The following is a 17,285-nucleotide window of genomic DNA, read 5'->3' as shown; positions in this document are numbered from 1 at the left end:
ACTGGCCCATCTGCTTCACTGCCATCGCGATTCCCTCCGAGCTTCGTCTCAGAGAATCACAATCAGCGAATTACGCAACAGGCCCCTTGTGGGAGAAGGTGGATTGGCGCGAAGCGCCAAGACGGATGAGGGGTGCCGGAAGAAATGAGGCGTCGGCGTTCCCTGGAACACCCCTCATCCGACCGAGCTTCGCTCGGCCACCTTCTCCCGCAAGGGGAGAAGGGAAAAGGAGCCCTACTCCTCCGGCTCCGTCGTGAACATCAGCGGATAACCCTTGGCCTTGCCGGCATCGGTTGCCCGCGCCGCCTTGGTCTCGGCGACATCCCTGGTGAAGACGGCGACGACGCAGACGCCGCGCCGGTGCGCAGTGATCATTATCCTATGCGCCTGGTCTTCGCTGAGCTTGAACTCGGCCTTCAGCACAGTCACGACGAACTCGCGCGGCGTGAAATCGTCATTGACCAGGATAACCTTGTAGAGCTTCGGCCGTTCGACTTTCGGCTTCGTGCTGGTACGGGGTTTTGTCGTGATTTCAGGCATTGGACCGGCAATTGAGTACGACGGCTTTGCGGTCATTTTGACATGGGCAAAAGCGGTCGTCCATTCAACCGCGCGCGAGCGGCTTCCCGGCGGACGCAGTTCAAAAATCCGTGCCTATGTGGGAACTGCCGTCTGGCGTTCAACGGGGGGTGTGGGCCGGGACTGCCCGTATTGTCTGCACGCAACAAAAAAGACGACCGCTCCAGGCAAATCGCAACTGGAGCGGTCTTCTCATAGGGTAGAAAGATGTCGCTTGATCAGGCCTTCGGAGCTGCCTTGACCGCGTGCTTCTTGTGCTTCTTGACGGTCTTCTTGGCAGCGACCTTCTTCACGGCCTTGGCCGGCGCAGCGGTCGTCGTTGTCGTCGCAGCCGGGGTGGTGGTCGCGGCATTGGCGCTGCTGGCGCCGAGAACCGGCATCGAGACGGCCAGCGCGATGGCGAGACCGAGGGCGGAGAGGAGAGACTTTTTCATGGCTTCACTTCCTTTTTGTGCAGATCGGATTGAGTGTCACTGAACGGGATCGATCGGTGTCACTCCAAGCAGCTTCAAGGCGTTCGCGAGCATCCGGATTCCCTGTGCCTGTTTCTTGTTGGCGCAGAACCGGTTTCCCTTTCTTTGAAGTGCTTTCGCCGCGGTGACCTGCGTTGCCGCGGCATGGGTTTCGAGGGCTTCGTCAAACTGGCGGTTCAGATCGATGCAACGCTCGCTGCGGGTGGTCGCCACCTTTGCATCGGCCGCCTTTGCATTGGCCACCTTTGCATCGGCCAGTTTTGCATCGGCTTGTTCAACCGCGGCCGTGACGAGCGAAATGGAAAGCAACGCACCCATCAGACTGATCGAGAACCTTTGCATTGATCTATCCGTATCCCGTAACGCGTGTCGCAGCCGATGACCTGACCGCCACGGCACCACTTATGACCTTGATTTTTTTCGGCAGTTTTTCCGGATTGTAGAATTTTGTTTCTGGATTGTTTCTGGGCAGCCCGGATCGGGCCGCCGATCTTCACTGGCCAACTTATGGCCTGAATTCTATCGTCTGGCTGACGGCCGAAGCACCGCTTGGGCGATCCACAAATGACAGGTTTCCTGTGAAATCCGACCCCCACATACTGATCGTCGACGACGACAAGGGCATTCGCGACCTGCTTCAGGAATTCTTCCAGAGGCGAGGGCTGCATACATCTGTCGCCGCCGACGGCACCGAGATGGAGACCGTCCTGCGCCGCGCCCAGGTCGACCTGATCGTCCTGGACGTCATGCTGCCCGGCAAGAGCGGGCTGGAGCTCTGCCGCGAGTTGCGCGCCAATTATTCGACGCCGATCATCATGCTGACCGCGGTTACCGAGACAACCGACCGCGTGGTTGGGCTGGAGATGGGCGCGGACGACTACGTGCCGAAACCCTTCGATCCGCGCGAGCTGCTCGCACGCATTCGTGCCGTCTTGAGACGCAATGGCGCCGCCGAGCCGCGACGCGCCGCCTCGCGGCAGATCTACCATTTCGCCGGTTGGACGATGGACTGTTCGCGCCGCCGGCTAATGGCGCCCGGCGACGTCAGGATCGAGCTGACGATGGCCGAATTCAATCTCCTGCAGACCTTCGTCAAGAGCGCGCAGCGCGTACTGAGCCGCGAGCAGCTGATCGAGCTGTCCGGCGGCGACAGCGGCTACAGCTTCGACCGCAGCGTCGACATTCTGGTCAGCCGGCTGCGGCGCAAGATGGAGGACGACCCGAAAACGCCGAAGCTGATCCTGACCGTGCGCAGCGGCGGCTACCAGTTCCTGCCTGAGACGACCTCCGAATGAGACGCATCCTGCCGCAAACGCTGCCGGTCTGGGTGCTGCTCATCGTCATCGCCGGCCTGCTGATCAGCCAGATCGCGACCCTTTACATCGTTTCGCGCGACCGTGCGGCCGCCAATGACGTCGTCGATCTCTATCGGCTGAACGACCGCGCCTTCTCGCTGGTGCAGCTGATGCATGATGCCACCCCAGAACAGCGCAAGGCGACGGCCTCCGGGCTGTTCAATGCCACCTATGCGCTCACCGTCTCCGACACGCCCGCCGTCACCTCGTCGATAGCGGGCGACGACGAGCTGGCCGAACTGGAAGACATATTGGTCGGCCGGCTGTCGAAGTTCGGGATCACCGATGCACGGGTCCGCCGCGACCCGGCAACGCACGAAGCGGACGCTCCCGGTGGGACGGTCGCCGGTCCCGATATCGGCCAGGTCGAGCGCGACCTGCTGGTGCTGGCGGCCGATTTCGCCCAGAGCGACAAGCTGACGGCTTCGCTTCGCTTTGCCGACGGCCAGTGGCTGAACTTCACCGAACCGAACACGCCGGCCGGGCCGATACTGAGCTTCGATAGCCTGCCGCTCTATGCCTTAATCGCCGGGCTGGTGGTGGCTTCCTCGATCTGGTCGCTGCGCCGGCTGACGGCGCCCTACAGGATGATGGAGACCGCGGTGAAGCGGATCGGCGAGGACCTGAAGAGCCCGCCGATCGCCGAGAGCGGCAGCCGCGAGGTGCGTACCGCGGCAAAGGCGGTCAATGCCATGCAGGCGAGACTGCGCGCCTACGTCGAGGACCGCGAGCATCTTGCGGCCGCACTGGCGCACGACCTGCGCACGCCGCTGACCAGGATGCGGCTGCGCCTCGAACTGCTGAGGAATTCGTCCGTGCGCGCCGCACTGGCGCACGACCTCGCCGACATCGAAGGCATTGCCAGCTCGGTCATCGACTTCGCCACTTTCGAGGTGACCGAGGAGAAGAGCGAGAGGATCGATTTCTGGTCGCTGGTAGAATCGATCGCCGACGGCTTCGACGAGGTCTCCTTCGAGAATGAAGACGGGCGCTCGCGCGGCTTGATCTGCATGGCGCGGCCGGTCGCGCTGCGGCGCTGCGTCACCAACCTCGTCCAGAACGCGGTGACCTATGGCAAGAGGGCGCATCTCAGCCTGCGTCAATCAGGCAAGACAATCACGCTGGCGATCCATGACGAAGGGCCGGGCATACCGCAAGCCGAGCTCGACGCCGTGTTCGGCTCGTTCGTGCGCCTGGAACAGTCGCGCAACCGTCAGACCGGCGGCCTCGGCCTCGGCCTGACCATCGCCCGCAACATCGCCCGCGGCGCCGGCGGCGAGGTCATCCTGTCCAATCACCCCGATGGCGGCCTGTTGACGGAACTGAGATTGCCGCTGGCGGTTTAGCTTGCGGTATCGGGCTAAGCCGGCGTTCCTTCGCGCCGGCGTTTGGTCTCGGTTCTCGCCAAGGAGAAAAATTATCTTCGCAGCACCGCGCTCAGCACATCCCTGACGCCGATGGCGCCGACGAAGCGCGACTGGTCGTCGAACAGCGCCACCGGTGCGGTCTGCGAGCGATGCATGGCCAGCATCACGGTCTTCAGCGAGGTGCCGGGATTGGCCCAGAACACCTGCGCCGTCTCCTCCGGCTGTGCCTCGACATCGGCGCAGGACACCCATACCGCCGGCTTGCCGTCGCGCTCGGCCGCCGCCACCAGCCCATGCTCGTCGATCTTGAAGCGCGTCGTCTTGCGCCGGTCGAGCCACACCCAGCCGTTCTCGCCATGTTCGAGGTCGCGGCGGTCGCGCATGACGTTCCACGCGGTCAACACCGAGAGCGGGTTCACATTGGCGATGAAGTCGCGGACATAGTCGTTGGCGGGCCGCAACACGATGTCTTCCGGCGCACCGGTCTGCACGATGCGCCCGCCCTCCATGATAGTGATGTGGGTGCCGATCTTCAGCGCCTCCTCGAGGTCGTGGCTGACGAAGATGATGGTCTTCTTCAGCTCGGCCTGAAGCTGCAGCAGCTCGTCCTGCAGCTTGGTCCGGATCAGCGGGTCGAGTGCCGAGAACGGCTCGTCCATCAGCAGGATCGGCGCCTCGGTGGCGAAGGCGCGCGCCAGGCCGACGCGCTGCTGCATGCCGCCGGAAAGCTCATGCGCGTATTTCTTCGACCACTGGTCGAGATGAACCAGCTTCAGCTGTTTGGTCACCCGCTCCTTGCGCTCGGCTTCAGGCACGCCGGCGAGCTCGAGGCCGAGGCCGACATTTTCCTCCACTGTGCGCCACGGCAGCAGGCCGAACTGCTGAAACACCATTGCCACCTGTTTCTGCCGCAACCGCCGAAGCGTCGCCTCGTCGCAGGTCATGACGTCGACCGTGCCGTCGCCGTCCTTGACCAGCACCTGGCCGCGCGAGACCACGTTCAGCCGGTTGACGGCCCTGAGCAGCGTCGATTTGCCGGAGCCGGAAAGCCCCATCAGCACCGAGATCTCGCCCTCGTTCACGGTGAGGCTGGCGCCGGCGCAGCCCAGTACGTTGCCGGTCTGTTCGAGGATCTCGGCGCGGGTGGCGCCGCTGTCGATCAGCGCCAGCGAGCCTGCCTGGTCGGCGCCGAAGACGATGTCGACATTTCTGAAATCGACGGCGACGGTCATTTCTTGCCTCCCACGCCGATGCGCGTCATTCGGTCGAGCACGATGGCAAGCACGACGATGGCCAGCCCTGCCTCAAGCCCTAGGTCGATCCGGCGCGAACCGAGCGCGCGGTTGATCTCGGTGCCGAGGCCGCCGGCGCCGATAAGGGCGGCGAACACCACCATCGACAGCGACAGCATAATCGACTGGGTCAAGCCGGCCATGATGGTCGGCAGCGCCGAAGGCAGCTCGACCTTCCACAGCAGCTGGCGTTTGGTGGCGCCGAACGCCTCGCCCGCCTCGACGATCGATTTCGGCACCGAGGTGACGCCGAGATGGGTGAGCCGAACCGAGGTCGGAATGACGAAGATGATGGTGACGATGAGGCCGGGCGCATTGCCGAGGCCGAACAGGGTCAGCACCGGGATCAGGTAGACGAAGGTCGGTAGCGTCTGCATCAGGTCGAGCACCGGCAGCATGACGCGATACACCTTCGGCTTGTGCGCGGCCCAGATGCCGAGCGGCACGCCGATGGCCATCGACACGGCGGCGGCGGCGACCACCAGCACCAGCGTCTCCACCGTCTGCTTCCACAGGTTCTGGTTGAGGATGAACAGCAATCCAATGAATACCGCCAAAGCCAGGCCTTTCGAGCGCTGCAGGAAATAGGCGAGCAGAGCGATCAGCGCGATCAGCAGAACCGGCGGCAGCAACAGCAGCCCGTCGACGATGCCGTCGAGCAGGAAGTTGAGGGTGTTGGAAAAAGCCCTGAAGATGGTGTCGAAATTGTCGGTGAGAAAGCCGAAAAACGCCTTCCCCCATGCCCCGATGGGAATCTTGTAACTGACCAGGAATTTGGAGATCGGATCCATCTAGCCCCTCTTCTGCCGGCGCCGTCCTTCGCCGCACGGTCATCTTGTCACAGGATATGAAAAAGAGCAGCCATTTCTACCGTGGCTGCCCCTTGTCTCGTCATGCCAGATGGTCGGGTCAGCTTCCGAGCGCCGTTTTCACCCCAGCCGCCGCATCGCCGCCGTCGAAGGTGGTGACGCCGGCGATCCAGGGGGTGATCGCGTCAGGGTGTTTCTTCAGCCAGTCGGTCGCGGCGGTATTGGCGTCGGCGCCCTTCAGGATCGCGTCCATCATCTCGCCTTCCATGTCCAGGTTGAACTTCAGATTGGCGATGAACTTGCCGGCGTTCGGGCATTCGCTCATGTAGCCCTTGCGCACATTGGTATGCACGGTGGCGGCGCCGAAGCCGCTGTCGCCCATCCCCTCGAGATAGGTGATCTTCATGGCGCCCATCACCGGATGCGGCGTCCAGCCGAGGAAGGCGATCCATTCATTGTTCTTCATCGACTGCTCGGCCTGGGTGAGCATGCCGGCCTCGGAAGACTCGACCAGTTCGAAGCCTTCGAGATTGGTCTTCGGATCCTTGATCATATCGAGGATAATGCGGTTGCCGTCATTGCCGGCCTCAATACCATAGATCTTGCCGTCGAACTTGTCCTTGAACTTGCCGAGATCGGTTAGCGTCTTGACACCGGCATCGGCGACATAGGTCGGAACGACGATGCCATAGCCGGCACCGCTGAGATTTTCGCTGACGGTCTCGACCGAGCCTTCGGCGGTATAGTCCTTGATGTCGTTGGTCATCGACGGCATCCAGTTTCCGAGGAACACGTCGAGGTCTTTGTTCTTCAGCGACGCATAGGTCACCGGCACCGAAAGCTGGATCACCTGCGGCTCGTAACCGAGCGCCGTGAGCAGCACCGAGGCGACGCCGGTAGTCGCCTGGATGTCGGTCCAGCCGACATCGGACAGCCGCACCGTCTTGCAGCTTTCCGCATCACCGGCGAAGGCCCCAGTCGTGGATAGAAAAGCCGCCAGGCCGAGACCGGCGACGAATGAACTCATGCGCGACATAGAAATTCTCCCATTTCAGTTCTCGGTGAAGCGAAGTGGCGGTTTTATTTCCACCTTTGTTCCGTCAGCCAAACACCATTCTGCTGCGGTTTCAAGCACTAAGGCAATCACGAACAACGGCGCAGGCTGGCCGATCGGCGACACGCCCGCCGCTTTACGGATGGAAGTCGTCTTTTCCCGGTGGAATGTAGGCGCTCCCCCTCCCCGCTTTGTTGCAACTCGGCTTAAAAGGACGGCATGGCCAAGCTGTACTTCCATTATGCGACGATGAATGCCGGCAAGACGACGATGCTGTTGCAGGCCTCGTACAATTACCGCGAGCGTGGCATGACGACGATGCTGTTCATCGCCGGCCACTACCGCAAGGGCGATACCGGGCTGATCTCGTCGCGTATCGGCTTGGAGACGGAGGCCGAGTTGTTCCGCGACGGCGACGATCTGTTTGCCCGGGTCGCCGAGCATCATGACCACGCCACGGTGCATTGCGTCTTTGTCGACGAGGCGCAGTTCCTCGAAGAGGATCAGGTCTGGCAACTCGCCCGCATCGCCGACCGGCTGAACATTCCGGTCATGTGCTATGGCCTGCGCACCGATTTCCAGGGCAAGCTGTTTTCCGGCTCGCGCGCCCTGCTGGCGATATCAGACGAGCTGCGCGAGGTGCGCACCATCTGCCGTTGCGGCCGCAAGGCGACGATGGTGGTACGCCTAGGGGCCGACGGCAAGGTGGCGAAACAGGGTGAACAGGTGGCGATCGGCAAGGACGTCTATGTCTCACTCTGCCGCCGCCATTGGGAAGAGGAAATGGGCCGCGCCATGCCCGACGATTTCATCGGCTTCATCAAAACCTGACCAGCGCGTTGCGTCCATCCGTCCGCCCAGCCGACATTCGTTCCGCGATCGCGTCATCGTGCGGCGCTTGTTAAGGCTTGCTTCCTATTTTCAAAACCTCTCAGCCAGAGCCGTCGGGGAGTTCCCATGCTTCGAGCCATTTCGTCTGCAACTGCTTTCCTCATCGTCGGAGCTCTTGCCGCGCATGCCGACGGCGATGCCGCTCTCGGCAAGAAGGTCTTCAACAGATGCATGGCCTGTCACGAGGCAACGAGCGAACGCGACAAGGTCGGCCCGCATCTGCTGGGTGTCGTCGGACGCACCGCCGGCACCGCGGACAGTTATCTCAGCCGCTACTCGCAGGGGATGAAGGACGCCGGCGCCGCCGGCCTGGTCTGGGACGAAATAAGCCTTGCCGAATACCTGCGCGCGCCGCGGCAGAAGGTCCCCGGCAATAAAATGGCCTTCTCCGGCCTGACCAGCGACGAGGACATCGCCAATGTCATCGCCTACCTCAAGGCTGATCCCAAGCCCTGAGCGTGACCCCAGTTGCCTCGTTTCCTGGTGTCGCCCGTCTTCCGTCTTTCATTCGCCAAACCCGGCACATATAGTCACGGCGGTTCGCGACACGAAAACCGATGCCGAAGCGGGAGGCCCCAATGGCGACATTGCAGAATTTCGATGCCGAGATTGCCAAGACCAAGCAGGTCGTAGAGGACATGCGCACCAAGATCGAGCAGTCCGGTAGCGTGCTCGACACGCTCGCCACCGCCGACAAGAAGATCGGCGACGCCAATTTCGACATCGAGAATGCCCGCATCGAGGACGTGCTGAAGCAGCAGAAGGTGATGGAAGGCAATATCGCCGACCTGATCATCGGCCTGGAGGACGCCACCAACGTCTTCGGCGCCGAATTCGAGAGCATGAAGAACTACACCGGCTGGGAGAATTTCGTCGGCGTCTTCTCCAGCCAGCGCAAACAGCGCATGCGCACCGACCGCGTCCGCAACATGTCGCTGGCCGGCAATTTGCAGGAGCTGTTGGCGAAATCCGACACCATCGTCGGCATCCTCAAGGCGCAGAAGCAGGTTCTCGACACGCGCTACAAGACCTCCGAGGCCAGCCTGTCGCAGGTGATCGAGCGCCGCAAGACAACCATGTCCAATCTCGAGACCGTGCAGAAGCGCATCGAGGAACTCAACCCGATGCTGCTCGACATCGAGAACAAGATCGCCGCCTCGACCAGCCAGAAGGAGCGCACGCAGCTTGAAGGCGAACGCTCGAAACTGGCCACGGAATACAACGAAAAGCAGGCCAAGGAGCAGGAATTGCTGGCCGAGAGCCAGACGCTGGAGCGCTACACCTCGATGTTCCAGACCTTCGTCGATTCGCTCAACAATCAGATCGCGGCGCAATCGACGCTGATCAACAAGCTGACCATCGATACCGAGCAGCGCATCGTGCTGTACAAGGCCCTGGAAGATTCGCTGAAGACCGCCGCCCAGCAGGATGTCGCCCATAAGATCAACACGCTGGGCAGCCAGGTCGACAACACCGCCGAGGAGACCATGGCCGGCATTGGTGCCGCCTCGCAAAAGCACATCGGCGATCTGCTTGAAATGCACGAGAAGAACATGGTCGCCACCGCCGACATCCAGCGCCGCAAGAAGCTCGCCGACGACGCCTTCGCCCGCCGCTTCGACGATGTGATGAAGAAGCACAATTCGGCAAATTACGTGCAGTCGTAATTGCTGCACGTGCACTGCTCCCAAGGGCTGGCAGCATGACCCCCGAAAACGAAGCCGCGGCGCGCTATTTCTCGGCGATCGCGGCTGCACTTGGCGGCCTCGAAGTGTTCATGCGCGACGATCGCTCGCCGCTCTATCGGCACGGCATCGTCGCCAAGGTCGTCGCCGAATATATTGCGCGGCTCGAAAAGTCGTTCTCGTGCTGGCGCAACCGGCTGGGTTTCACCGAGACGTTCCGCATCTCGCGCGCCGAAAGCGGTTTTCCGGTTTTCCAGAACCTGCTCGAACTGGAAAACGACCGCCTCCAGGCCGACAGCCGTCTCGCCGTCATCCCTTCGGCCAGCGAGCTGCGCGAGGAAATGGCCGACTTCATTCTGCGCCACAAGGAATTTCCCGAAGCGTTGCAGAAGTCGATGGCCGAGCGGCTTTACCTCGAAGACGTCAAGAGCGGGACCACCTTCGGCCCGTTCACGCTCGCCCAGACGGCCAAGGTTTCGGTCAACCCGAAGACGCTGCGGCCCTATTATCTGGTCCACTGGGCCTGCTTCGACGGCAGCGCCAACCTGCCGCTGGTCTACATGGCGACGGTCGAGGATTCCTCCGACGACATGATCCGGCAGCTGGTCGATAGCAGCGGCAAGCTTAATGAGAGGGTCGACATTCCGCTGCCGGTCGACGGCTTGCTCAATCCCGAACTCGCCCACCGTTTCGACGATTTCACCGAGAAGAATTCCGCCTACACGCTGTCGCCGGCGACGATCGCGGTCAACCTCGACAAGGATTTCGAGACGCTGCATCCCAAGCAGCTGCGCCGCGTCGTGCTCGGCCCGTTCTATTCTGCCGGCATTACCGACAACAATTCGACGGTGAACGAAGTGCTGGCCAAAGTGCGCAAGCCGGAAAACGCCTGGCTGCTGACCTGGACTATCCAGGAGGTCTTTTCCAAGGCCGAGAAGCCCGGCCGCAAGGGGCTGTTTTCGAGCGAGAAGACGACGCAGGAATTCTTCATCAACACCGACGATCTCGAGGCCGCACGCCAGGGCGTGTCGAGCTACGAGAACCACGCGCTGATTCCGCATGAGGCCTATCAGTCGCTTTACGCCGCCGGCGAGGCGCAGAAGATCTTTTCGGGCTACAAGGTCCATATCCTGTCCAAAGGGCAGGTCATCAGCGACGTCTGACCATCAAATCGCGGAGTATCCTCCATGGACACCGGTCTGACCACCATCCCGGAAGCGGCAATCGAAAAGCACCGCGCCACTGCGCAAAGTTTCATCACCCGCATCGTCGTGCTGGAGGACCCATCGCGCGAATCCGGTACCGCGCTTGCCGGCACCAACCGCCGCTTCGTCTCGACCGTTTCGATGGGCTCGGTTCGCCGCACGCGCGAGGTCGAGTTCGCCAAAACCGTCGCTGCCGTCCATCCCGACGACCAGCTGCTGACCATCCCGCAGCACACGCTGCTGTTTCGCGCCCGGCGTGGGCTGGCCATTGCGTTGGCAATATCCGATGTCTTCGCCGAAGGCTCTGACCTCGAAAGCCTGCAGGCGAAAAACGCCCGCGCGCCGCTCGAAGGCGACGAGGCCGCCACATTCAAAAAGCTGCTGTCGGCTTCGGCCTATATTTCCGCCTTCAGCTTCGCCTCCTATCTGTTCCAGCTGATCGATAGCGACGGCGAGGCGCCGAACGACACGCCCGAGCCGGACTTTCTGTTCGACACGCCCCAGGATGCGGTGAAATCGATCGTGGCCGGCCTCGACAGGGCGATATCAGGCGCGAAGGACGACGCCGACCTGATGACCCGGGCGCGCGCCTTTGCCCGTATTGCCATCGATGGGCTTTTGGCGCGAAAAGGCCGCTTCGACGGCATCGGCCCGTTCGAGAACGCGCATATCCGCATCGACGTCGACGATTTCACGCTCGATGGTTTCGACGTCGCGCCGGGCAAGCGGGCAAAACCGTTGGTCATGACCTTCAAGAAGCCGGAAGAGGTCGTCGGCAACCACATCGCCAAATACCAGTCGGTCAAGCTCGCCAAGATGCTGATGGCCTACGACTTCGAGCGCGAGCTGAACCCATTCGTCGAACTCGGCGGCTTCCTGTTCACCTTCATCGGTGACGGCGCGCCCGGCACCGGCAAGACGACGCTGATCCAGATGATCGCCGGCCTTCTCAACGGCTACTGCCAGGTCGCCGGCTATCCCTTCGCCTACGAGAATTTCGGCGTCGACCAGATCTCCTCCTACCAGGGCAAGTCCGGCCAGAACTGCCGTCAGTTCATCAACAATGTGCTGAACCCGCGCGTCATCGGCTTCGGCACTATCGACGATATCGACCAGGTCGCCGCACGCCGCTCCGACGATCGCGCCTCGGCCGGCCAGCAGGAAATCACCGGCGTCCTGATGGACGCGTTCGGGGGTGCCGGCACCGTGGTGCGCGGCAATTGCTCGTTCGGCATGTTTTCCAACTATCCCGAGAACGTCGACGACGCATTGCGCCAGCGCGCCGGCGCGCGCTGGCTGGTCGATGGCCCGCAGAGCCGCGACGACTACATCGACATCTTCGTTCTGCTCGCCGGCAAGAACCACAAGATCCCGCTCGGCGAGCACAAGCTCTACGCTGCCCAGGAAATCCAGCGCGCGGTGATGGAGGCCTATGAGGAACATGAAAAGCCGCAGGAAGACGGGCTGATGAAGGTCTACGAGCGCTATATGAAGGAGAACGGCGCACCGAAGACGATGGCCGACATCGGCACTTATCTGCACATGATCAAGGATGCCGAGCCGCGCTTTACCGGCCGCGCCATCAAGAACGTCACCGACGCGATCAAGATGCGTGCCATGGACATCGAATTGCCCGACGAGTGGTTCGAAAAGCCGGAAGCCTTCATGCACAAGGGTTACGACGACAAGAAAGCCATGATCGAGGAACTGCGCGGGCCATTCTCGATGGACATGGTCATGCAGGAGATCAATCGCTATGCGGATTCCGAATTCCGTTATTCCGACAAGTCCGACGATGCCGCGGTGAGCAAGATGATCCGCGATACTCGGCTGCGGGAGCGTGCCGTCCGCGAGATCGAGGAGATGAAGAAGAAGGGGCTGTGGAATGCGTGAGATGCGCCGACGCCCCCTTCTCCCCTTGTGGGAGAAGGTGTCGCCGAAGGCGACGGATGAGGGGTATTCGTCAAGCTGGAACACGCCTCATCCGACCGAGCTTCGCTCGGCCACCTTCTCCCACAAGGGAAGAAGGAGCGTTCGCGCTCCTCATCCGCCGTTCGGACACCTTCTCCCCGTGAACGGGAAGAAGAAAGCATGAGTCCCGCCAAGAAGCCCGATCTGTTGCGCGACAACGAGCTGATCTACGGCCGGCTGCTGACGATCGACGAGCCGCATCTCATCCAGCGCTATAACAAGGCGATGATCGCGTTCGGCTTGAAGCCGACCAAGTTGAAAAGCTTCGAGATCGATCGCACCGGCTTCTCGCCGCAGGTCGCCGAGGAATGCGGCGACTACAGCTACCTCGATCCGAACGAGGTCAACCGCCGCTTCATCATCCTGACGCCGTCGCAGATCGACCTGCCGGTGGTGCACACGGCATTCTCCAACACCTCGCTGCTGATGTACGAATTCATGTCGAAGAACCAGCGCGCCATCGATGCGCTGACGATCAAGGACGTCATCTACGGCGAGATCGAGGATTCGGTCCCCAAGGTCGACGATATCGAGGACCTGCTGTCGATCAACCAGGTCGAATTCAAGGTGCTCTCGGCCGAGGATGTGCTCGGTAAGGCCGCCGAACTCGGCAAGCTGGTCGACCGGCTGAAGCAGGAGCCGGATGCCTGGCGCGACAACGCCATGCTGGCCCACATGGTCGAGCTGGCGAAGATCTGCGGCGACATCCGCGAGAATGCGCTGGTGCCGGACCAGGTGATCTTCCGTCACAATGCCTATTGGACCAGCCATTTCGGCGGGCTCTATGTGTTCGTCGATCCCGACGTGACGACGGTGATCAGCGACCCGGCAGCGCCCGGTTTCCGCCGCTCGCGGCCGTGGCAGGTGAGTTACCTTTCGATCCACGATGCCGACAAGGTGTTCAAGTTCCTCGCCTCGACCGGCCGCATCGAGCTGCCGCGCGCCTCATGGATCGAAACCTCCGGCTATCTCGAGCATCGCGCCGAAATGGTGGTGCGCGCACTGATCCGCGACGCCGAGCCCGACCGCAATCTGACCGATGTCGACAAGGTCTGGCTGCAGACCTGGATCCACGGCCATGCCGATCTGATCACCAGGGACGGCAATTTTCCCTTCCTCAACGCCGCCAAGCGCGAGATCGCCCAGCTCGGCCATCTCAAGATCGAGGATGTGTTCCCGCAGCAGCGCTTCCTGGTCATCCGCGCCAAGCCGGACCATCCCGACGCCTGGCTGACCAACCAGCTGATCTCGGACTTCGTGCCGCAGGACTTCGTCTCGCGTTACGTCTTCAACAAGCCGGGCTTCTACAGGGATTATGACGGCTTCAGCGACGCCTGGCGATCGCATGTTGTGGACGTTCTGAAAACCACATATTTGAAGGACAAGGTGGCGTTTCGCACACGCCTCTACGGCTTGACTGACTGAGGGGGTGACATCGCCATGCTTGATCCGATCGTGAATTTCTTCACCCGGATTTTCCAGTGGATTGGCCGCGGCATCGGCCTGCTCATCGGCGCGATTCTGTGGCCGTTCCTGTGGGCGGGGCGCTGGTACACGCAACGCGGCTGGATCCTGAAGGCGGTGCTCGGCCTGGCTGTGCTCGTGCTGATCGGCCTCTATGTCAATTTCTTCTATGCCACGCAGTGGTGGAACAATTTCGACCCGAATTACGTCGACAAATACACTTTCGAAAAACGCAACAGCTCCGCCGGTGAACAGGTTTCCGCCGGCGCCGGCACCGACACGGCCAAGACCTGCGGAAATTCAGCCATTGCCCAGGTTGCTGCCGACCTGACCGACTTCAACGTCAACCAGAATGCCTGGGTGTCGTCGATGATCCTCTACAAGCTCGGCCTGTTCGGCATCGACTGGGACCACACGCCGTTCATGGACAACAAGGCTTCGTTCCAGCGCGGCATCAACCAGGCGGTGCGGCGTACGGCGACCGAGCTTGCCGATAATCTCGGCCGCGTCCGCACCACCTCGCAGATCGACGCCGACCTGCAGGACGCCCGCGGCAATCTGCAGTTCGATGAGGAAACCTGGTATTTCGGCCTGAACCCGTTCGGCCCCAAGACGCCAACGCCGAGCTACTATCGCGACGCGGTGCGCAAGCTGCGCTCCTTCAACGCCCGCCTCGCAGCCTGCCAGGCGACGTTCGATGCCCGCGCCGACAATCTCAAGCAGTATATCGACCGCATCTCGTCCGATATCGGTTCGACCTCGGCGATCCTCAAGGAGCGTGCCGAAAACCACAATAATGGCTGGTTCGACACGCGCGCCGACGACCGCTTCTGGTTCGCCTATGGCCAGCTCTATGCCTATTACGGGCTGATGAAGGGCGCACAGGCCGACTTCGAGGACGTCATCAAGGAAAAGCACCTGCAGAACCTGTGGGATACGATGGACGCGCAATTCGTCTCGGCGCTGCGCATCCAGCCCTTCATCATCGCCAATGGCCGCGAGGACGGCTGGCTGTTGCCGACACATCTGACGACGATGGGTTTTTACATACTCAGGGTGCGCTCGAACATGGTCGAGATCAGCAACGTGCTGACGCAGTAGCGGATCGTCCCGCACAGCCGGCGCTGGTGAATTTGCGCCGTTGCTTCTGTCGCTTTTCGCGTATTAGGCGGCTGTTTTGAGACGGCGGAACCGCCCCTGCTCTGGCTTCTATACGGCGCTGCAACCGGCGCAAAAAGAACCTGTAGCAGAGCGGCCGGCGGCAGAGGTATTTTCTTCGCAGGAAACATAGTTGCATGAAAGTTGACGCCGCGGCAGCGACAGGGGTAGAACATGCTCGCGCCTGCAATGCCGGGCTGTTCTTGCGACCACACTAGTCAAATCCGTCCAATCCAGAGGGAAGCCGTCATGGCCGAAGTGAAGTCCGACATCGAGATCGCGCGCGGCGCCAGGAAGAAGCAGATCCAGGAGATCGGCCAGAAGATCGGCATTCCGAGCGAACATCTTCTGCCCTACGGCCACGACAAGGCGAAGATCTCGGCCGAGTTCATCAAATCGGTGAAGGGCAACAAGGACGGCAAGCTGATCCTCGTCACCGCCATCAACCCGACACCGGCCGGCGAAGGCAAGACGACGACGACGGTGGGCTTGGGCGATGGCCTCAACCGCCTCGGCAAGAAGGCCATCGTGTGCATCCGCGAGGCTTCGCTCGGACCGAATTTCGGCGTCAAGGGCGGTGCCGCCGGCGGCGGCTACGCGCAGGTCGTGCCGATGGAGGACATGAACCTCCACTTCACCGGCGATTTCCATGCCATCACCACTGCCCATAACTTGCTGTCGGCGCTGATCGACAACCACATCTATTGGGGCAACGAGCTCGGCATCGACACCCGCCGTGTCGTCTGGCGCCGCGTCATGGACATGAACGACCGGTCGCTGCGCGAGATCATCTGTTCGCTCGGCGGCGTCGCCAACGGTTTCCCGCGCGAGGCCGGTTTCGACATCACAGTCGCCTCGGAAGTCATGGCCATCCTGTGCCTGTCGACCGACCTGAAGGACCTGGAAAAGCGCCTCGGCGACATCATCGTCGCCTATCGTCGCGACAAGTCGGCCGTCTATGCGCGCGACCTCAAGGCCGACGGCGCCATGGCCGTACTCTTGAAGGACGCCATGCAGCCCAATCTCGTGCAGACGCTGGAGAACAACCCGGCTTTCGTCCATGGCGGCCCCTTCGCCAACATCGCGCATGGCTGCAACTCCGTCGTTGCCACGACGACGGCGCTGAAGCTAGCCGATTACGTCGTCACCGAAGCCGGTTTTGGCGCCGATCTCGGTGCCGAAAAGTTCTTCGACATCAAATGCCGCAAGGCCGGCCTGAGGCCGGCAGCGGCGGTGATCGTCGCCACGGTTCGCGCCATGAAGATGAATGGCGGCGTCAAGAAGGAGGACCTCGGCAAGGAGAACGTCGAGGCGGTCAGGAAGGGATGTGCGAATCTCGGCCGCCACATCGAGAACATCCGCCAGTTCGGTGTGCCGGCTGTGGTCGCCATCAACCATTTCTACTCCGACACCGAGGCCGAGATCCAGGCGATGAAGGACTACGTCGCCTCGATGGGCGAAGAGGCGATCCTGTGCAAGCACTGGGCTCAGGGATCGGCCGGCATCGAGGAACTGGCCAAAAGAGTCGTGGCGTTGGCCGAATCCGGCGCGTCGCAATTCGCCCCGCTCTATCCCGACGCCATGCCGCTCTTCGAGAAGATCAACACCATCGTCCAGCGCATCTATCGCGGTTCCGAAGCGATCGCCGACAAATCGGTGCGCGACCAACTCCACGCCTGGGAGCACGCCGGCTACGGTCATTTGCCGGTCTGCATGGCCAAGACGCAATATTCCTTCTCCACCGATCCGAATCTGCGCGGCGCGCCGACCGGCCACACCGTACCGGTGCGCGAGGTCAGGCTGTCTGCCGGCGCAGGCTTCGTCGTCATCATCTGCGGCGAGGTCATGACCATGCCCGGTCTGCCCAAAGCGCCATCGTCGGAAAAGATCTTCCTGAACGAAATCGGCCAGATCGAAGGCCTGTTTTAGGGATAATCAGTGCTCGTACGGCAAAGGGCGCCGCAACGCTGCGGCGCCCTTCT

Annotated in this window: 16 protein-coding genes; 10 read left to right on the top strand and 6 right to left on the bottom strand. The window is 61.8% G+C overall.

All coding sequences use genetic code 11. From position 1 onward, the window contains the following. Positions 1–234 precede the first annotated feature (234 nt). The 3 genes from clpS to NKJ12_RS12805 all read right to left on the bottom strand — a co-directional run bounded on the left by clpS (position 235) and on the right by NKJ12_RS12805 (position 1,394). Positions 235–540 (bottom strand): ATP-dependent Clp protease adapter ClpS, encoded by a 306-nt coding sequence (clpS, locus tag NKJ12_RS12815; RefSeq protein WP_023679498.1) that lies wholly within the window; start codon positions 538–540, stop codon positions 235–237. A 257-nt stretch (positions 541–797) separates the two neighbouring features. Continuing rightward, positions 798–1,013 carry a hypothetical protein gene (locus tag NKJ12_RS12810; RefSeq protein ID WP_352450529.1) on the bottom strand — a complete coding sequence of 72 codons (216 nt, stop codon included), beginning with the start codon at positions 1,011–1,013 and terminating at the stop codon, positions 798–800. Positions 1,014–1,049: 36 nt separating this feature from the next. Further along, a complete protein-coding gene (locus NKJ12_RS12805; RefSeq protein WP_292665026.1) occupies positions 1,050–1,394 on the bottom strand; it encodes a hypothetical protein in 345 nt (114 codons plus the stop codon). A 236-nt stretch (positions 1,395–1,630) separates the two neighbouring features. Here NKJ12_RS12805 and NKJ12_RS12800 point away from each other — a divergent pair, with 236 nt between their 5' ends. Both NKJ12_RS12800 and NKJ12_RS12795 read left to right on the top strand, forming a co-directional pair. Next, positions 1,631–2,347 carry a response regulator gene (locus NKJ12_RS12800; protein WP_352509808.1) on the top strand — a complete coding sequence of 239 codons (717 nt, stop codon included), beginning with the start codon at positions 1,631–1,633 and terminating at the stop codon, positions 2,345–2,347. Further along, positions 2,344–3,753 (top strand): ATP-binding protein, encoded by a 1,410-nt coding sequence (locus NKJ12_RS12795; RefSeq protein WP_352509806.1) that lies wholly within the window; start codon positions 2,344–2,346, stop codon positions 3,751–3,753. The genes NKJ12_RS12800 and NKJ12_RS12795 overlap by 4 nt, the downstream gene beginning before the upstream one ends. 71 nt (positions 3,754–3,824) lie before the next feature. Here the strand turns inward: NKJ12_RS12795 and choV are convergent, their stop codons facing one another. The 3 genes from choV to NKJ12_RS12780 all read right to left on the bottom strand — a co-directional run bounded on the left by choV (position 3,825) and on the right by NKJ12_RS12780 (position 6,911). Continuing rightward, entirely contained in the window at positions 3,825–5,006 is a 1,182-nt protein-coding gene (gene choV, locus NKJ12_RS12790; protein WP_352702958.1) for a choline ABC transporter ATP-binding protein, read from the bottom strand. After that, positions 5,003–5,857: a choline ABC transporter permease subunit gene (gene choW, locus NKJ12_RS12785; RefSeq protein WP_352646625.1), complete on the bottom strand. Its 855-nt coding sequence runs from the start codon at positions 5,855–5,857 to the stop codon at positions 5,003–5,005. Before choW ends, choV begins: the two co-directional genes overlap by 4 nt. A 118-nt stretch (positions 5,858–5,975) precedes the next feature. Further along, complete coding sequence (locus tag NKJ12_RS12780) at positions 5,976–6,911, bottom strand: choline ABC transporter substrate-binding protein (RefSeq protein ID WP_352646626.1); 936 nt, start codon at positions 6,909–6,911, stop codon at positions 5,976–5,978. 237 nt (positions 6,912–7,148) lie between these two features. On the opposite strand from NKJ12_RS12780, the gene NKJ12_RS12775 reads away from it, so the two are divergent. The 8 genes from NKJ12_RS12775 to NKJ12_RS12740 all read left to right on the top strand — a co-directional run bounded on the left by NKJ12_RS12775 (position 7,149) and on the right by NKJ12_RS12740 (position 17,232). Further along, positions 7,149–7,760 carry a thymidine kinase gene (locus NKJ12_RS12775; protein ID WP_352646628.1) on the top strand — a complete coding sequence of 204 codons (612 nt, stop codon included), beginning with the start codon at positions 7,149–7,151 and terminating at the stop codon, positions 7,758–7,760. A 126-nt stretch (positions 7,761–7,886) separates the two neighbouring features. Beyond that, positions 7,887–8,276: a c-type cytochrome gene (locus tag NKJ12_RS12770; protein WP_352702956.1), complete on the top strand. Its 390-nt coding sequence runs from the start codon at positions 7,887–7,889 to the stop codon at positions 8,274–8,276. A 122-nt stretch (positions 8,277–8,398) separates the two neighbouring features. Then, positions 8,399–9,487 carry a hypothetical protein gene (locus tag NKJ12_RS12765; protein ID WP_352478015.1) on the top strand — a complete coding sequence of 363 codons (1,089 nt, stop codon included), beginning with the start codon at positions 8,399–8,401 and terminating at the stop codon, positions 9,485–9,487. A 35-nt stretch (positions 9,488–9,522) separates the two neighbouring features. Continuing rightward, the gene (locus NKJ12_RS12760; RefSeq protein ID WP_352509802.1) at positions 9,523–10,668 is read left to right on the top strand and encodes a hypothetical protein; all 1,146 of its coding nucleotides are present in this window, start codon (positions 9,523–9,525) and stop codon (positions 10,666–10,668) included. 24 nt (positions 10,669–10,692) lie between these two features. Next, a complete protein-coding gene (locus NKJ12_RS12755; RefSeq protein WP_352702953.1) occupies positions 10,693–12,603 on the top strand; it encodes an AAA family ATPase in 1,911 nt (636 codons plus the stop codon). Positions 12,604–12,801: 198 nt separating this feature from the next. Continuing rightward, a complete protein-coding gene (locus NKJ12_RS12750; RefSeq protein ID WP_254819151.1) occupies positions 12,802–14,106 on the top strand; it encodes a DUF6638 family protein in 1,305 nt (434 codons plus the stop codon). A gap of 15 nt (positions 14,107–14,121) precedes the next feature. Next, a complete protein-coding gene (locus NKJ12_RS12745; RefSeq protein ID WP_023679513.1) occupies positions 14,122–15,246 on the top strand; it encodes a DUF2333 family protein in 1,125 nt (374 codons plus the stop codon). A gap of 306 nt (positions 15,247–15,552) precedes the next feature. Further along, positions 15,553–17,232, top strand: a complete 1,680-nt coding sequence (locus NKJ12_RS12740; RefSeq protein ID WP_352702951.1) for a formate--tetrahydrofolate ligase — start codon at positions 15,553–15,555, stop codon at positions 17,230–17,232. The last annotated feature ends 53 nt before the right edge of the window (positions 17,233–17,285 follow it).

The sequence above is a fragment of the Mesorhizobium sp. M0195 genome (assembly GCF_040322115.1).
In the GTDB taxonomy this organism is placed as follows: Bacteria; Pseudomonadota; Alphaproteobacteria; order Rhizobiales; family Rhizobiaceae; genus Mesorhizobium.
This window is presented reverse-complemented; position numbering and strand designations above follow the sequence as displayed.

What these genes read in the sequence shown, in the direction of transcription:
- NKJ12_RS12810 (WP_352450529.1), bottom strand. Translation starts at nt 1,013, where the DNA reads ATGAAAAAGTCTCTCCTCTCCGCCCTCGGTCTCGCCATCGCGCTGGCC.
- clpS (WP_023679498.1), bottom strand. Translation starts at nt 540, where the DNA reads ATGCCTGAAATCACGACAAAACCCCGTACCAGCACGAAGCCGAAAGTC.
- choW (WP_352646625.1), bottom strand. Translation starts at nt 5,857, where the DNA reads ATGGATCCGATCTCCAAATTCCTGGTCAGTTACAAGATTCCCATCGGG.
- choV (WP_352702958.1), bottom strand. Translation starts at nt 5,006, where the DNA reads ATGACCGTCGCCGTCGATTTCAGAAATGTCGACATCGTCTTCGGCGCC.
- NKJ12_RS12755 (WP_352702953.1), top strand. Translation starts at nt 10,693, where the DNA reads ATGGACACCGGTCTGACCACCATCCCGGAAGCGGCAATCGAAAAGCAC.
- NKJ12_RS12750 (WP_254819151.1), top strand. Translation starts at nt 12,802, where the DNA reads ATGAGTCCCGCCAAGAAGCCCGATCTGTTGCGCGACAACGAGCTGATC.
- NKJ12_RS12805 (WP_292665026.1), bottom strand. Translation starts at nt 1,394, where the DNA reads ATGCAAAGGTTCTCGATCAGTCTGATGGGTGCGTTGCTTTCCATTTCG.
- NKJ12_RS12775 (WP_352646628.1), top strand. Translation starts at nt 7,149, where the DNA reads ATGGCCAAGCTGTACTTCCATTATGCGACGATGAATGCCGGCAAGACG.
- NKJ12_RS12740 (WP_352702951.1), top strand. Translation starts at nt 15,553, where the DNA reads ATGGCCGAAGTGAAGTCCGACATCGAGATCGCGCGCGGCGCCAGGAAG.
- NKJ12_RS12760 (WP_352509802.1), top strand. Translation starts at nt 9,523, where the DNA reads ATGACCCCCGAAAACGAAGCCGCGGCGCGCTATTTCTCGGCGATCGCG.
- NKJ12_RS12745 (WP_023679513.1), top strand. Translation starts at nt 14,122, where the DNA reads ATGCTTGATCCGATCGTGAATTTCTTCACCCGGATTTTCCAGTGGATT.
- NKJ12_RS12765 (WP_352478015.1), top strand. Translation starts at nt 8,399, where the DNA reads ATGGCGACATTGCAGAATTTCGATGCCGAGATTGCCAAGACCAAGCAG.
- NKJ12_RS12780 (WP_352646626.1), bottom strand. Translation starts at nt 6,911, where the DNA reads ATGTCGCGCATGAGTTCATTCGTCGCCGGTCTCGGCCTGGCGGCTTTT.
- NKJ12_RS12795 (WP_352509806.1), top strand. Translation starts at nt 2,344, where the DNA reads ATGAGACGCATCCTGCCGCAAACGCTGCCGGTCTGGGTGCTGCTCATC.
- NKJ12_RS12770 (WP_352702956.1), top strand. Translation starts at nt 7,887, where the DNA reads ATGCTTCGAGCCATTTCGTCTGCAACTGCTTTCCTCATCGTCGGAGCT.